The sequence below is a fragment of the Nonomuraea sp. NPDC051941 genome, from assembly GCF_044593615.1.
Genome location: NZ_JBIUCF010000006.1, coordinates 206,769 through 221,329, shown reverse-complemented (window position 1 = coordinate 221,329; position 14,561 = coordinate 206,769). Strand labels below are relative to the sequence as shown.

General features: G+C 73.3%; 12 protein-coding genes. 8 read left to right on the top strand and 4 right to left on the bottom strand.

Annotation, left to right across the window (positions count from 1 at the left end; genetic code table 11):
* The first annotated feature begins 16 nt into the window (after positions 1-16).
* Complete coding sequence (locus ACIHFD_RS13845) at positions 17-460, top strand: DUF6194 family protein (protein WP_397367133.1); 444 nt, start codon at positions 17-19, stop codon at positions 458-460.
* A gap of 39 nt (positions 461-499) precedes the next feature.
* Here ACIHFD_RS13845 and ACIHFD_RS13840 read toward each other — a convergent pair whose 3' ends face one another.
* On the bottom strand, positions 500-1,036 hold the full coding sequence (locus tag ACIHFD_RS13840) for a GNAT family N-acetyltransferase (RefSeq protein ID WP_397367132.1): 537 nt from the start codon (positions 1,034-1,036) through the stop codon (positions 500-502).
* A gap of 52 nt (positions 1,037-1,088) precedes the next feature.
* Complete coding sequence (locus ACIHFD_RS13835) at positions 1,089-1,946, bottom strand: protein-L-isoaspartate O-methyltransferase (protein ID WP_397367131.1); 858 nt, start codon at positions 1,944-1,946, stop codon at positions 1,089-1,091.
* A 274-nt stretch (positions 1,947-2,220) separates the two neighbouring features.
* Here ACIHFD_RS13835 and ACIHFD_RS13830 point away from each other — a divergent pair, with 274 nt between their 5' ends.
* From ACIHFD_RS13830 to ACIHFD_RS13815, 4 genes are all read left to right on the top strand, one after another.
* A complete protein-coding gene (locus ACIHFD_RS13830) occupies positions 2,221-4,014 on the top strand; it encodes a protein kinase (protein ID WP_397367129.1) in 1,794 nt (597 codons plus the stop codon).
* 79 nt (positions 4,015-4,093) lie between these two features.
* Positions 4,094-4,858 (top strand): FHA domain-containing protein, encoded by a 765-nt coding sequence (locus ACIHFD_RS13825; RefSeq protein ID WP_397367128.1) that lies wholly within the window; start codon positions 4,094-4,096, stop codon positions 4,856-4,858.
* 43 nt (positions 4,859-4,901) lie between these two features.
* A complete protein-coding gene (locus ACIHFD_RS13820) occupies positions 4,902-5,693 on the top strand; it encodes an arginase family protein (RefSeq protein WP_397367127.1) in 792 nt (263 codons plus the stop codon).
* Between the two features lie 3 nt (positions 5,694-5,696).
* Positions 5,697-5,993, top strand: a complete 297-nt coding sequence (locus tag ACIHFD_RS13815) for a sigma factor (protein ID WP_397367213.1) — start codon at positions 5,697-5,699, stop codon at positions 5,991-5,993.
* 274 nt (positions 5,994-6,267) lie between these two features.
* Here the strand turns inward: ACIHFD_RS13815 and ACIHFD_RS13810 are convergent, their stop codons facing one another.
* The gene (locus ACIHFD_RS13810) at positions 6,268-8,964 is read right to left on the bottom strand and encodes an AAA family ATPase (protein ID WP_397367126.1); all 2,697 of its coding nucleotides are present in this window, start codon (positions 8,962-8,964) and stop codon (positions 6,268-6,270) included.
* A 62-nt stretch (positions 8,965-9,026) separates the two neighbouring features.
* Here ACIHFD_RS13810 and ACIHFD_RS13805 point away from each other — a divergent pair, with 62 nt between their 5' ends.
* Positions 9,027-9,755 (top strand): ABC transporter ATP-binding protein, encoded by a 729-nt coding sequence (locus ACIHFD_RS13805; protein ID WP_397367125.1) that lies wholly within the window; start codon positions 9,027-9,029, stop codon positions 9,753-9,755.
* Positions 9,749-12,292, top strand: a complete 2,544-nt coding sequence (locus tag ACIHFD_RS13800) for an FtsX-like permease family protein (RefSeq protein WP_397367124.1) — start codon at positions 9,749-9,751, stop codon at positions 12,290-12,292. Before ACIHFD_RS13805 ends, ACIHFD_RS13800 begins: the two co-directional genes overlap by 7 nt.
* A gap of 273 nt (positions 12,293-12,565) precedes the next feature.
* Here the strand turns inward: ACIHFD_RS13800 and ACIHFD_RS13795 are convergent, their stop codons facing one another.
* A complete protein-coding gene (locus ACIHFD_RS13795) occupies positions 12,566-13,720 on the bottom strand; it encodes an FAD-dependent oxidoreductase (protein ID WP_397367123.1) in 1,155 nt (384 codons plus the stop codon).
* A gap of 54 nt (positions 13,721-13,774) precedes the next feature.
* Here ACIHFD_RS13795 and ACIHFD_RS13790 point away from each other — a divergent pair, with 54 nt between their 5' ends.
* Positions 13,775-14,467 (top strand): TetR/AcrR family transcriptional regulator, encoded by a 693-nt coding sequence (locus ACIHFD_RS13790; protein ID WP_397367122.1) that lies wholly within the window; start codon positions 13,775-13,777, stop codon positions 14,465-14,467.
* The last annotated feature ends 94 nt before the right edge of the window (positions 14,468-14,561 follow it).

Here is a 14,561-nt window from a genome sequence, read left to right as displayed (position 1 = left end):
TGAAACACTTGAAGGTATGACTGAGAGCGAAATCATCGAGTTCGTGTCCGGTTTCCCCGGAGTCGTGACCCAGACCATCGAGGAGAACAGCGAGGCCCCCGAGATGGCCTGGGGCGACACGTTCTTCTTCTACGACCCGGAAGGCACCCTGGAGACCCATCCCCGGCAGCCGTTCGCCACGATCGTCATCAAGGACTACCCGGATTGGGACACCTTCTCCGACCTGAACAGGCCAGGCGTGTTCCGGCTCAACATCGCCGTCGGGCGCGCCACCCTCCAGCGGCTCGCCGGCGACGACGCCGAGGTCGACTACACGGCCGAGGACCGCGTCCTCCCCCACCCCAAGTACGCGACCCAGGGCTGGATCGCCATCGTGAACCCGGGCGAGCAGGCCCGCCCCCTCCTGACCGAGGCCCACACGCGCGCCGTCACCCGCCACCGCCCCCGCAAGACCTCCTGAGCCCCGCGCCTGGCCGGTCCCCGGCCAGGCGCACCGAGGTCAGCGGGGTTCGTCGTCCCAGTCGGGAGGCGTCACCGTGCCGGAGAGCCAGTCGCGGCGCAGGATCGCGTAGCCGACGGCGTCGTGGACCGTGCCGTCCAGGCCCGGCCACGACTCCCGGTAGTGCGACTCCTTGGCGTACCCGCTCTTGCGGAAGACCGCCCGCATCGCGCGGTTGTCCTGGCGGGTCGTGCCCTCGATCCGGTTGACGTGCGGGAGCTCGGTGAACAGGTAGCCGGTCAGCCAGGCCACCGCCGCGGCGCCGAGGCCCCGGCCCCGCCATTCCTGCCCGATCCGCAGGTCGAACAGGGGGGTGTCGTCGGCGAGGTCCTGCAGCCGGACCAGGCCCGCGCGCTCCCCGTCGGCGAGCACCCAGAACGTCCTGGACTCCTCGTCGTCGTAGAGGCCGTCCGCGGCGCGCTCGCGCACGGTCTCGGGGTCCTGGACGCCCGCGTGAAAGGGCCATTCGTGCCCGGTGAGGAAGCCGACGAGCGCTTCGACGTCGTCCGGGGAGAATCTCGTGAACTCGATCTGCACCCCCCGCATCCTTCTGACGGGCTCCGCGCGGGGTCAACCGAATTTCAGCGGGTCAGCCGATCACTCGCTCGGGGCTGTCCAGCCAGACCCGCTGCCCGTCGGGCGTGATCGTCACGCCGAACCGCTCCCGCTCCGGCTCGCCCCAGTCCGCCCACATCCGGCGGGCGTCACCCGGCTCGGCCAGGACGTCCTCGGCCAGGACGGCGCCCGGCGGGGTGTCGTGCCGCGTCCACGTCATGGTCGTGAGCGGGGAGAACCGGCCGCCGGCCGTGCCGTCCGGCCCGACCACGAGCCGCAGGGCGTGCCCGTCGCCGTACGGCGCGACCACCACCCCGCCCGGCCTGGTCTGCGCGATCCAGGCGTACGGCACGGTCCGCACGGCGTACGTCGCGTGCACCCCGTCGTACGGCGCCCGCTCGGCCCACCCCGCCGTGCCGTCGCCCACGACCAGGTGCGGGAGCGCTCCCGCGGCGGCCAGGTTCTTGGCACCCTGCTCGGCCACGGTGGGATCCGCCTCGATGGAGGTCACACTCCCCGACTGCCCGACCAGCCGGCACAGCAGGGCGGCGGTCCACCCCGTACGCGTGCCCACCTCCAGCACCCTCTGGCCCGGCGCCGGACCGAGCAGCTCCAGCAGATCGGCGACCGCGCTGGGCGCGGGACAGGAGCACCCGTCGGCGGCGACGATCGGGCGCCCGGCGTAGACGGCGTCCCACCAGGCCGGCGGGTCGGCCTCCCGGTCGATCGGCGCGCTCCGCCCGTCGCGCTCGGGCGACTCCCCCACCGGCGGCACGAACCAGTGGCGCGGGACCGCCCGCAGCGCCTGCTCGATCGGCCGGGTGAGGGGCGGGCGGTGGTCGCTGATCGCCGCGATCATCGCGTCGAGCCGCCACGCGATGTGCGTGAACATCACACCTCCCCGTTCGCGAAAGGATGCCCGCATTCGTGCCTCCCCACAGCTCCACCTCCATATCTCGGGAAACGCTATCCGTGACGGTACGACTACGATCCGGATGCGGCAAGGGTTTCCATGGAAGTCACCGTCGAGGTGGGCGGCGCTGACATCCGGCCCGCGCGCCGGGTGAGGGAACGCCGTCAGAAGCGCCGCCAAAACGCTGCGTATCTCCCCGATCACCCAGTAAATTCGGAACCATCGCGCCAAACACCGGCGAGGGGGGATCGGGGTGCCCGGGAGCACGGCGATCGGCGGGCGTTACCAGCTGGTCACCTGCCTGGGCGGCGGCGCCGCGACCGAGGTCTGGCTGGCCCTGGACCTGGGCCTCAACCGGGAGGTCGTGGTCAAACGCCTGCTGGCCGACAACCCCGGATCCAGCCGGTTACGCGCCGAGGCGCGGGCCCTGGCCGCGTTCAACCACCGGCATGTGGTCACCCTGCACGACACGGTGGACGACCCGGAGACGGGCACGTTCTGGCTCGTGATGGAGCACGTGCCCGGCGGGAGCCTGGACGGCCGGACCATGTCGCCGGAGCGGGCGGCGCAGGTCGGCGCGCAGATCGCGGACGCGCTGGCCGCCATGCACGCCGAGCGCATCGTGCATCTCGACGTGAAACCGGCCAACATCGTCGCCGCCGATGACGGCGTCGTGAAGCTCGCCGACTTCGGCGCCGCGTACCGGGTCGGGGGCCGCGACACGATCACCTCGAACGGCGCCATCAGCTACACCGTCGCCTACGCCGCCCCCGAGGTCATCAGGGGGCAGCCCGACCCCAGGTCCGACGTGTTCTCCCTCGGGGCCACCCTCTACGCGCTGGTCGCCGGGCGTCCGCCGCGCCGGGGAGCCGGCGACACGGAGTCGGACGCCGACATCGTGGCGTGGCGGGCCGCGCATTCGGACGTCTCGCTGACGGCGGACGTGGGACCGCTGGACGGGCTGCTGCGGGAGATGCTGCGGCTGGACCTCCGGGAGCGGCCGGAGATCGAGGACGTACGGAAACGGCTGGCCGAGATCACCGGAACGCCGCCGCCGGTCCCTGCACGGCGACGGTTTCCGCTCCTCGTGGCGGCGGTGGCCGCCGCGGCGGTGCTGATCGCCGCCGTGTCCGTCCTCGGAGAACGCGGCACACCGCCGCCCAGAGCCTCGGTGGCCCCCGCCACCCCCGCGCAGGCGGGGGACCTCCTGATCGGCGACCCCCGCACGGCCGACCCCTGCGCCATGACCGACGCCACCGCGCTCGACCGGTTCGGGAAGACCGAGCTCGACCGCGACTACGGGAACTTCGACCGGTGCGACGTCAGAGTGTCCCCGCCGGGCGGCGGAGTCGTGGACGTCGTGGTGGACCTCAACCACGACCCGCCTCCCGAGCAGCTCGGGGCCGCGCGGACCGTGGGCGGGATCACGGTGGCCGACGACCCCGCCGAGAGCGACGAGTGCTCGCGGACGCTCGTCCTGCCCGGCGTGGACGACGTCATCGTGAAAGTCCGGGCCAAGTGGGAGGGCGACGAGGGCAAGGCCGGGCTCTGCGAGATCGCCGACGCCGCCGCCACCGTCGCGGCGCGGACGCTCGGCCGGGGCCCGCTCGAACGCCGTACCCCGCCGCTCCCCGCCACGTCGCTGGCGCAGCGGGACGCCTGCTCGCTGCTGTCCGGCAAGGCCCTGGAGGCCGTCCCGGGCATCGACGCCGCCGGCCCGGACGTCGGGTTCGGCGGGTGGGACTGCGAGTGGGACAGCACCACCAGTGACACCTGGGTGGACCTGGACTTCGACCGCGACCAGCCGCCCACCGCCGAGGACGGGACGGCCACCCGGATCAACGGCTACCGTGCCTTCGTCCGGCCGGACCGGGAGGAGCGGACCTGCGAGCTCGAGGTGGTGTTCCGCCCGTACACCGATCAGGACGGCCGGACGGCGGTCGAGGAGGTACTCCTCGTGGTCGGCGGCTCGCGCCCCATGGACCGGCTGTGCGGGATGGCCACCGCGCTCGCCCGCTCGGCCACCGCCGAGCTGCGCGGCACCTGACGTCACGCTCCCGGGGAGGGTCCCGGAGAGGTTGGGGCACCATACGGCTGCGTCCGACACGCACCGAGGAGGCGGACAGATGAGCGCTCCCCACAGCCTCGCCCACGGCGTGGACCCGGCCGTCCCGGGCACGCTGCACGCCCGCACCATCATGGGCGGCATCAGGGTCGCGCCACGCCCGGGCCGTCATGTCCGCTTCGGCCGCGACCAGCGCCCGAACGTCGATCTGCGGGTGGGCGCGGACGACCAGTCGGTGAGCCGCCTGCACGCCGAGGTGACGTACGAGGACAGCCGGTGGTGGCTGCGCAACCTGGGCCAGCAGCTCGTCCGCCTGCCGCGCGGCCGGCTGATGCACAGCTCCACCGACCCCGTGCCGCTGGCGCCGGGCTACACCCCGCTGTTCATCAGGGGCTCCGGCTACCGCCAGCACCTGGTGGAGCTCTACGTCACGGGCGCCTACGGCGACACCCAGGCCGACCTCCACGCGGCCGCGACCGCCCCGCCGAAGATCTGGGGCCTCAGCGAGACGGAACGCCTGCTCCTGGTGGTGCTGGGCGAGCGCTACCTGCTGTACGAGGAGGCTCCGCGCCCGTTGACGTACAACCAGGCCGCGGCCCGGCTGGCCCACCTGCGGCCCGGGGAGAAATGGCGGGCGGGCATCGTCGAGGACCGGATCGAGGCCGTGCGGCACCGCCTCCACGCCGCCGGCTTCCCGTACCCGCTGCGCCACGACCGGTCGGAAGGCCGTCCGTACGACAACAACCTCCTGCACAACCTCCTCAGGGGCCTGATGGAGTCGACCACCCTCGTCCCCCCGGACCTGGACCTCCTGGAGACCCCATGAAACGAGCTGGCCCTGTGATCCGGGCGCCCCGTATCGTCGCCGCATGACCACTGTGCTCTGCGTACCGCAATGGCAAGGCTCGGCGTCCGGCAGCGCGCCGCGGTTGATGGCCGGGGCCCGCCGCGCCGCCGCGCTCGTCCCGGCCGACGCGGTGGTGACCGTGCCGGTGCTCGAGACCGACGGGGACAGGGCCGCCGGGGTTCGCGCGTACGACGTGCTCGTGGAGAACCAGCGGCTGACGCGCGAGGCACTGGCCGGCATCGACGACCGGGTGATCACCGTCGGCGGCGACTGCGCGGTCGACATCGCGCCGATCGACGCCGCCCACGCCCGCTACGGGGACGCTCTGACGGTGCTGTGGATCGACGCGCACCCGGACGTCTACAGCCCGCAGACCCTGCCGTCGGGCGCCTTCCACGGGATGGTGGTGCGCGCGCTGCTCGGGGACGGCCCGACCGGCCTCACGGCGGAGCGTCCGCTGCGACCGCACCAGGTGATCATCGCCGGGGAGCGGGCGGGCGACGTGTCCGAGCACGAGTACCTCGAGAAGACCGGCCTGCGCAGGTACGGCGTGACGGACCTGGAGCGCGTGCTCGACGATCTGCGGGGCCCCGTGTACGTACACGTCGACCTCGACGTCCTGGAGCCCACCGCCTTCGGCTCGACCTGCTACCCGGAGCCGGACGGCGTGCGGCCACAGCGGCTGATCGACCTCGTCTCCCAGGTGGACGACGTCGTCGGGGCGGCCATCACCGAGCACGCGCCGTCCGGCGACGACGCCGACCCCGGCGAGGCCGAGGTGATCCGCCGCCTGGGCACCGCGCTGACTCGCTGACGAATACGAGAGGAGTGCGCGCAGGACGCCTTCGCGCAAGGGCTCCAGCGGTGGCCGGCGGACGGGATCCCACCGGGACCGGGCGCCTGGCTCACCACGACCGCCCGCAACAAGGCGATCGACCGGCTCCGCCGCGCCGCCGTGGGCACCGCCAAACTGCGGGAGCCGGCCGCCCGCCCCGTCCCGCCCGCGGCCGATCCGGAGCTCGGGGACGATCGGCTACGGCTGATGTTCACGTGCTGTCATCCCGCGCTCCCGTTCGAGGCCCGGGTCGCGCTTGGGACGAGAACGGGGCAATGAGAAGGGCTGAGACCATGCACACGACACGTTCCGCCGACGGCACCGCGATCGCTTTCGACCGGACGGGCTCGGGCAGCCCGGTCGTCCTGGTGAGCGGCGCATCCTGTGCCCGGGGCATCCACACGGCACTGGCCGAGCTGCTCGCGGCCGGCCACACGGTCGTCAACCACGACCGGCGGGCGCCCCATGCCGAAGGTCGTCTGGCCGCGCACCAAGGGGGACTCCGCCCTCGAACAGGGCGAGGACATCACCCTCTAGAGCCCTCTAGAGCCGCTCACGCCAGGTCGAGCCCGGCGAGCTGGGCCCGGCTGGTCACGTTGAGCTTGGGAAAGGCCCGGTACAGGTGATAGCTGACGGTCTTGGGGCTGAGGAAGAGCTGCGCACCGATCTCCTTGTTGGTGCGCCCGGCCGCGGCCAGGCGAACGATCTGCAGCTCCTGCGGGGAGAGCGCCGACAACGCATCGGCCCCGGCGGCGACGAGACCGGTGTCGCCGGCGGCACGCAGTTCGTGGCCTGCGCGTTCCGCCCAAGGCCGCGCGCCCAGGCGCTGGAAGGTCTCGAGCGCGGCGCGCAGTTGCGCGCGAGCCGCGCTCTTGTGCCGGTCCCTGCGCAGGCGCTCGCCGTAGACCAGCGCGGTGCGCGCCGACTCCCAGGGGTGGCCGCCGCCGGCGTGCAGTCGTACGGCGGAGCGGAAATGGTCGTGCGCTCGTTCCCCGTCGGGTTCGAGCAGGGCCCGGCAGCGGTGCAGTACGGCCTGCGCCCAGGTCTGGCCGGATGCCTCCGCCCATGCCTCGTAGCGGCGCAGCGGCCGGTCGGCGGGCAGGCTGAGCCGGGCCGCAGCCTCGATCTGGTCGGGGGCGAAGTGGACGGTCTGGAACTGGTGGCGTGCCGGCCCGGCCAGGGCCGTCTCCAGCCGGTCCAGAGCCACGGCGTGGCGGCCCCGGCCCAGATCGAGCAGGGCCTGCGCCCACTGGGCCCAGGCCAGGCCGTTGACGATGCCGTTGGCGTCGTACTGCTGGTGCGCGGCGGCGGCCAGCTCGGCGCACCGGTCCGCGTCGCCCCGGGCGGCGGCGATCCAGGCGAGCATGCCCCGCATGCAGCCGGCCCTGCTCGGCCGGCCGGTCTCGGCGGTCAGATGCAGGCCCTCGGTCGCGGTGGCCGTCGCGTCCGTGAACCTGCCGAGGAAGATCTCGCTGGTGGCGAGCGTGATGTGGAGGACGGCCAGCTTGCCGAGCTCGCCGCTGGTGCGGCATTCGTCGGCGGCGGCGCGGGCGATCTCCCACGCGGCCTGGAAGTCACCGGTCTGGAGGGCGAAGTAGGAGGCGTTGATCCGGCGTGAATGCATTTCCGGGGTGATCCGGCTGCCCTTGGACACGAGCTCCCGCATGATCGGCAGGGCGGCGGCGGGGCCTTCTGTCAGCAGCAGCGCCGTTCCCAGGGCGGCCTGTCTGGCGAGGTCGAGGTCGTCCTCCGGGCGCAGGTCCAGCTCCCGCAGCCGGTCGGCGGCCTCGACGAGCCTGCCGGCGTCGCCGAACCGGTTGGCATTGCGGGCCGCCTCGACCAGCATCAGGCCCGCGGCGGCGCGGTCGTCGCCAGCCACGTCCGCGGCGCCCTTGAGCAGCAGGTCGTGGGCCAGGTGAGGGGCGCCCTGGTCGAGGGCGATCCTGGCCCGCAGCTTGGGGAGCGTGGTGCGGGCCGACGTGGCCGGCACGAGCGCGGTGGCGGCCTCGACCAGCCGCTGGGCCCGCTGCGACTGGCCCGCCTCAGTGGCGTGCACGGCGGCCGAGAGCAGCCGGCGCCCCTTGAGCTCGTTGTCCTGGCTCAGCTCGGCCGCCCGCTCGAACGCGGTGCAGGCGCTGACGCTCGCGCCGCGGTCCCCGGCTCGGCGGGCCATGTCCTCCAGCGCTCGCGCGGCCGCCTCGTCGGGACCCGTCGCGGCGGCTGCCAGGTGCCAGGCCCGCCGGTCGGGCCGATCGGCCAGCAGACCGGCCAGGGTCCGGTGCACCGCCAGGCGCAGGTCGTACGTGCTGAGCTGGAAGACCGCCGCGCGCATGAGCGGATGGGCGAAGCGCACCTGCCGGCCGGCGATCGTGACCAGCTCCGCGCGCTCGGCCGCGCCCAAAGCGGCGGGTTCGATGCCGAGCGCGGCGCAGGCTTTCGTGATCACGTTCAGGTCCCCGTCGTCCGCCAGCGCGGTGATCAGGAGCGCGGTCCGGGCGGCTTGGGGCAGGCGGCCGACGCGGGCGGCGTAGGCCAGCCGGAGGCGTTCCGGCAGCGGCAGCGGACTGTGGTCGTAGAACGGCAGGTCGGCGGTGCGCGGCAGTTCGAGCAGGGCGAGCGGGTTGCCCGCGCTCTCCTTGAGGATCTTCAGGCGGGTTGAGCCGGTGAGGCCGGGCGCGGCGTCCGCGAGCACCTGCGCGGCGCTACGGTCGTCCAGGCCGCCGAGCCGCCGTCCGGGCAGGCTCCCGGGGTCGAAGCCGTCGCGCGCGCCGAACAGCATCACGACGCCCTCCGCGTGCAGCCGGTGCGCGGCGAAGCGCAACACACCCGCCGAAGCCTGATCCAGCCAGTGCGCGTCGTCGACCAGGCACAGCAGCGGCTCCTCCTCGGCCAGCTCCGCCAGCAGCGACAGCACGGCCACGCCGACGTGGAACCGGTCGTCGGCCCGCGCGGGCGCCAGGCCCAGGGCGCCCTCCAGCGCCGCCGCCTGGGGCTCGGGCAGCGACTCAAGGTGGCCGAGCGCGCCGCGCAGGAGCAGGTGGAGCGAGGCGTACGGGATGTCGGCCTCGGTCTCGACGCCCAGGCCGCGCAGCACCCGCATGTCCTGGGCGCGTTCCCCGGCGTAGGTCAGGAGGGCGGTCTTGCCGATCCCCGGCTCGCCCCCGAGCACCAGCACGCCGGAGCGTCCGGCGCGAGCCTGGTCGAGCAGCACGTCAATGGCCTGCTGTTCAGACTCCCGCCCCCGAAGCATGGGACGAATCCTAGTCATTCATCCGGTACCGCCCAGGTCTCGGCCTTCATAGCGTCACCGTCATGAATTCCACGCAAGCGGTCGACCTCAGCTCGGTCACCAAACACTACGCACACGGCGTCACGGCGCTCGACGACGTGTCGATCGGCTTCTCCGCCGGCACGTTCACCGCCGTGATGGGACCGTCGGGGTCGGGCAAGTCGACGTTGCTGCAGTGCGCCGCGGGGCTCGACCGGCCGAGTTCGGGGCGGGTGACGGTGGACGGCCGGGACCTGGCGACGCTCAGCGACAAGAAGCTGACGCTGCTGCGGCGCGACCGGATCGGGTTCGTCTTCCAGTCCTTCAACCTGCTGCCGTCGCTCACCGCCGCCCAGAACGTCGCCCTCCCGCTGCGCCTGGCCGGCCGCCGCCCCGACTCCCAGCAGGTGCGCCAGAGCCTGACCGCGGTGGGCCTGGCCGGGCGCGTCGACCACCGGCCCGCCGAGATGTCCGGCGGCCAGCAGCAGCGCGTCGCCATCGCCCGCGCTCTGGTCACCCGGCCGGCGGTGCTGTTCGCCGACGAGCCCACCGGCGCCCTGGACGCCAACACCAGCCGCGAGGTGCTCCGGCTGCTGCGCGAACTCGTCGACCGGCAGGCACAGACCATCATCATGGTCACCCACGACCCGGTGGCCGCCGCCCACGCCGACCGTGTGGTGTTCCTGGCCGACGGCCGGGTCTACGGGGAGCTCCATGACCCGAGCGCCGAGCAGGTCGCGACCCGGATGCTGCAGCTGGAGGCGTCGTGCTGAGGATCGCCTGGTCCACGCTGCGCGTCCGGTGGTCGTCCTTTGCCGGCACGTTCGTCGCCCTGGCGTTCGGCGCGGCCCTCATGGCCGCGCTCGGCCAGGTGCTGGCCTCCAGCATCTCCTCGCCCGACCGAGGGCCACAGCGGTACGCCGCCGCGCCCGTCGTGGTGGTGCCCGACGAACGGCTCACCGTTCGGAGCCCGTTCGGGGAGAGTGGCGCGCCGCTGGCCGAGCCGCGCGGGCTGGCTCCCGAGCTGGCCGGGCGCATGCCCGGGGCCGTGGTGGATCGCATCTTCGCCGCGCAGCTCGCCGGTGGCCCGCCCGCCGTCGGCCGTCCCTGGTCCGCCGCCCGTACGGCGCCGCAGCGGCTGTCGTCGGGACGGGCGCCCGCCGCGGACGACGAGATCGTCGTCACCGCCGGCGCCCAGGTCGGGCGGCGGGTTCAGGTGGTGACCGCGGCGGGGACCCGGTCGTACCGGGTGGTGGGGATCGCCTCGGCGGGGCCGCAGCCGACCGTGTTCTTCACCGACGAGCGGGCCGCCCGGCTGTCACCGCGGATCGACGCGCTGGCCGTGTGGCGCCCCGCCGCCGAGGTCCGCGCCGCTCTGGGCCAGTCGACCGCGGGCCGGACCAAGCTGGGCCAGACCACTGGGGACCGGGCCACCTCGGGCCGGCCCACCCCGGGCCAGGCCATCACATCCGGGGCGGCATCGCGTCAGAACGGGACCCCCGCGATCTCGACCGAGGTCAAGGTGCTGACCGGCCAGGAGCGGGCGCTGCTCGACCCGTCCCGCAAGAGCGACGAGCAGGCCCGCAACAACGCCAACACGATCGCCGGCATCGCCGCGGGTTTCGCCGGGTTCATCGCCGTGTTCGTGGTCTCCTCCACCTTCGCCTTCGCGGTCGGGCAGCGGCAGCGAGAGTTCGCCCTGCTCCGCACCGTGGGCGCGACCACCGGCCAGGTCAGGCGCATGGTGTACGGCGAGGCACTCCTGGTCGCGATCGCCGCCTCCGCGCTCGGCGCGCTGACCGGCCCCCTCGCCACCCGGCCGATCCTGGACCTGCTGAGCTCCCTCGGCATGGCGCCCGCCTGGCTGGTGCCCTCCACCTCCCCGGTGCCTTCGTACGTGGCCTTCGGCACGGGAGTGCTGGTCGCCGTGCTCGGCGTGGTCGTGGCCGCCTGGCGGGCGGGCCGGGTGCGGCCCGCGGAGGCGCTGCGGCAGGCGGCGGTGGAACCGCGGGCCATGACGCCCGGGCGCTGGATCGCCGGCGGCGGCCTGCTCGCCACCGCCGTCATCAGCATGGCCGTCAACGCCGTCAGCGACCCGTCGGGCGCGACCAACAACAAGACCTTCATGCCCATCGTCATGCTGCTCATCGCCGCCGCCGGGCTGCTCGCCCCGGTCTTCGTCCGCCCGGTCGCGAACCTGCTCGCCGCCCCGCTCGGACGGCTGCGCGGCGCGGGCGCTCTCGTGGTCCCCGCCGGCGCTGTCGCCTCCACGAGGCGTACCGCCGCCACGGCCGCGCCGGTCCTGATGACTGTCGCGCTGGCCGCCACCCTGCTCGGCGCCGCGGCGATGACCGACGCCACCAAGGCCGCGATGCGGATTGACCCCGTACGCGCCGACTACCTGGTGCTGCCGTCCGGCACGGCCGGGCTGGATCGGCAACTCACCGAACGCCTGCGCGCCGTCCCCGGCGCCGACGTCACTACCGTGACCCCGACCAGCCTCTACACTCTCGAAGGCGCCGGGACCCAGCTCATCCAGCGGCCCGCCGAGGCCGTGAACCCGGCCACGCTCACGACCGCCCTGTCGGTGCCCGTGACCGCCGGATCGCTCGCGGAGCTGCGCGACGACACGATCGCCGTCTCCCCCACCTGGGAGGTGAACCTGGGCCAGCGGGTGCGGCTGTGGCGGGCCGACGGCAGCCAGGTGTCCCTGACGGTCGTCGCACTGCTCGGCGCCGACTCCACCGCGGACGCGTACGTCACCCCGGCGCACGCGCTGTCCACCCTGCCCTCGCTCGCCTACGTGAAGCTGCGTCCCGGCACCTCCGCCGCCAAGGCGCTGGAGCAGGCCGTAGAGGGGCACAACGCCCGTTCCGTAACCAAGGCCGCCTGGGCCGGGACCGTCACCGGCCGCGCCGCCTCAGCCAGCCGTCTCGGCCTGCTGGCCGTGCTCGGCATCATGCTGAGCTACACCGTGATCGCGCAGGTCAACACCCTGCTCATGGCGGCCCCCGACCGGGCGGGCGAGCACGGAGCGCTACGCCTGCTCGGCGCCACCAAGGGGCAGGTCCTGCGATACGTCGTGGCCGAGGCGCTGCTGGTCGTGGCGGTCGGCGTGCTCCTCGCCGCCCTCGCCACCGCGCTCGGTCTGCTCGGACTGTACGCCGCGCTGCTGCAACTGGCCGGCCCCGTGACGATCGACGTGCCCTGGCAACCGGTCATCGGGGTGATCGCCCTCTGTTCGATGCTCGCGGTGCTGGCGACCGTGCTGCCCTCAATCCGTGTCCGGGCAGTGGCGATCCCCAGGTGAATCCGGTACCCAGCGGCGAAAGGGCTTGTTTCGGTAGTGGATCAGCTGGGTGGTCCACTACCGAGATGAGCTTTGTATGGGTCAAGGTGATTTGACCGCCGCACAGTGGGCGATGCTGGAACCGCTGTTGCCGGGTGGCAGGAAGGCGGGCCGCGCTTCGGCACGGTGAGGCGCTCGTCACCGTCCATGGCCACCGTCACGGACACGGCGAACTGCCGGCGGCCGTCGGAGGAGGTGGTGGCCACCTGGTGCTGGTGCTCTCGCGCTTGGCGGTCAGGACGGCTGGACTTGGTCCCAGCGGGCGATGGCTTCGGCGGGGTCCGGGCTCACGAGGCGTTCCAGACCGGCCGTCGTGATCTCCGCCCACCTGCCGGCCCGTGCCCACATCTGTTCCTCGAAGGCGCGGACGGCCTTGTCCAGATCGCCGGGGCCGGGGGCGGCGACGACGGACTCGGCGAGTTCGGCGCCTTCCAGCATCGCGAGGTTCGCGCCTGCCCCCAATGGGGGCATCAGGTGGGCGGCGTCGCCCAGGAGCGTCACCCCGGGGACGTGGGCCCAGGTGTGGGACACGGGCAGGACGTAGAGGGGGCGGTGGACGAAAGCGGTGCCGTGGCGGAGGAGGTCGAGGACGGGAGCGGCCCAGCCGTCGAACATAGCCAGCAGGCTTGATCGCACAGCCTCGACGTCGGCCAGGTCCAGGCCTGCGTCCAGGCCCATATGCCGGTCCACGTTCGTGTGCCAGTCCAGCGGCGCGCGGAACCGGGCGTACACCTTGACGTGGCCGCCGCTGTTGCGCTGGGCGACGAGGGAGCGGTTCACGCCGTACACAGCCATGGAACCGTCGCCGACCAGCCGGGCGAGGTCGGGGTGGCGGGTGTCGACGTCGTCCAGGGAGGTCTCGACCGAGGTGATGCCGGTGTAGTGCGGCGTCGCGGGCGATACTGCCGGGCGGACCCGGGACCACGCGCCGTCCGCGCCGACCACGAGGTCGAACGTCTCCTGCCGCCCGTCCGCGAAATGGACCAGCACGCCATCCCGGGTCTCCGGCACCACCTCGGTCACGCCTCGCCCCCACTGAACGTCCAGGGAGCCGAGCAGCAGGTCACGGAGTTGCCCGCGGTCGATCTCGGGATTGGCCAGGTCCCCCGGACGGGGTTGCCAGTCGCGGAGGACGGTCCCGTCCGTGTCCAGGATGCGCATGGCCTGCCCCTCCGGACGGGACAGCGCTTGGAACTCCGCCAGCAGCCCCGCCTTGCTCATCGCGAGCTGACCCAGCCCTTCGTGCAGGTCCAGCATGCCGCCCGGGGGACGGGCGTCGGGGGCGGGATCGCGTTCGAGGACGGTGACGGGGTGATCGTGGCGGTGCAGGACGCGGGCGAAGGTAAGGCCGGCAGGGCCGCCCCCAATCACGGCGATACGGTGTCTCATGGCGATATACTGTATTTACCTTTTACGGTGTATCGCAACAGTACGATGTAACCCATGACTGTGTGGGACCGGCCGGAGCCGCCGACTCGCCCCGCGCCGCTCGACCGGGAGCGGATCGTTGCCGCCGCCGTCGCGCTGGCCGACGAGGGCGGGCTGGAGGCGGTGTCGTTGCGCAAGGTAGCCGCCCGGCTGGACGTCGGCCCGATGCGGCTGTACGGACACATCTCCACCAAAGAGGAGCTGTTCGACCTCATGGTGGACGAGGTCTACGCCGAGATCCTTCCCGACGAGCAGCCCGGCGACTGGCGGGAGGTGCTGCGCATCCGCGCCCACCTCACCAGGCAGGCCACCCTCCGCCACGAATGGCTGGCCGACCTGCTCGGCGGCCGCCCGACCCTCGGCCCGAACGCCCTCGCCGTGACCGAGGCCACGCTGGCCGCCCTCGACGGCCTCGCCGACCTCGACACCGTCATGCGCGCCGTGGAGACCGTCAGCGCCTACTTCACCGGCGCGCTCAGGCGCGAGATCGCGAACCTGCGGGCCGAGCGCGCCACGGGCCTGTCCAAGCGCGACTGGCAGCGCGCCTCCGGCCCGCATGTGAGGAGGATGCTGGCCACGGGCCGCTTCCCGGCGCTGTCCAAGGCCGTGCACGACGGCACGGAGGTGGACGCCGAGGTGTCCTTCGCGACCGGCCTGGACTGGGTCCTCGACGCCGTGGCCGCCAAACTCACCCGGCCGCCGGCGTGACGATCAGGACTTGCAGGTGACATCCGTGGCACCGCGGGCTCGCGAAAGGGCCAACTGCTCCTTGGGCGATCGCTGCGCGGCCCACGACACATCC

Excerpts from the sequence above, each read along its gene's own strand:
- ACIHFD_RS13845 (WP_397367133.1), top strand. The coding sequence starts at position 17 with ATGACTGAGAGCGAAATCATCGAGTTCGTGTCCGGTTTCCCCGGAGTC.
- ACIHFD_RS13835 (WP_397367131.1), bottom strand. The coding sequence starts at position 1,946 with ATGTTCACGCACATCGCGTGGCGGCTCGACGCGATGATCGCGGCGATC.
- ACIHFD_RS13825 (WP_397367128.1), top strand. The coding sequence starts at position 4,094 with ATGAGCGCTCCCCACAGCCTCGCCCACGGCGTGGACCCGGCCGTCCCG.
- ACIHFD_RS13820 (WP_397367127.1), top strand. The coding sequence starts at position 4,902 with ATGACCACTGTGCTCTGCGTACCGCAATGGCAAGGCTCGGCGTCCGGC.
- ACIHFD_RS13810 (WP_397367126.1), bottom strand. The coding sequence starts at position 8,964 with ATGCTTCGGGGGCGGGAGTCTGAACAGCAGGCCATTGACGTGCTGCTC.
- ACIHFD_RS13805 (WP_397367125.1), top strand. The coding sequence starts at position 9,027 with ATGAATTCCACGCAAGCGGTCGACCTCAGCTCGGTCACCAAACACTAC.
- ACIHFD_RS13795 (WP_397367123.1), bottom strand. The coding sequence starts at position 13,720 with ATGAGACACCGTATCGCCGTGATTGGGGGCGGCCCTGCCGGCCTTACC.
- ACIHFD_RS13790 (WP_397367122.1), top strand. The coding sequence starts at position 13,775 with ATGACTGTGTGGGACCGGCCGGAGCCGCCGACTCGCCCCGCGCCGCTC.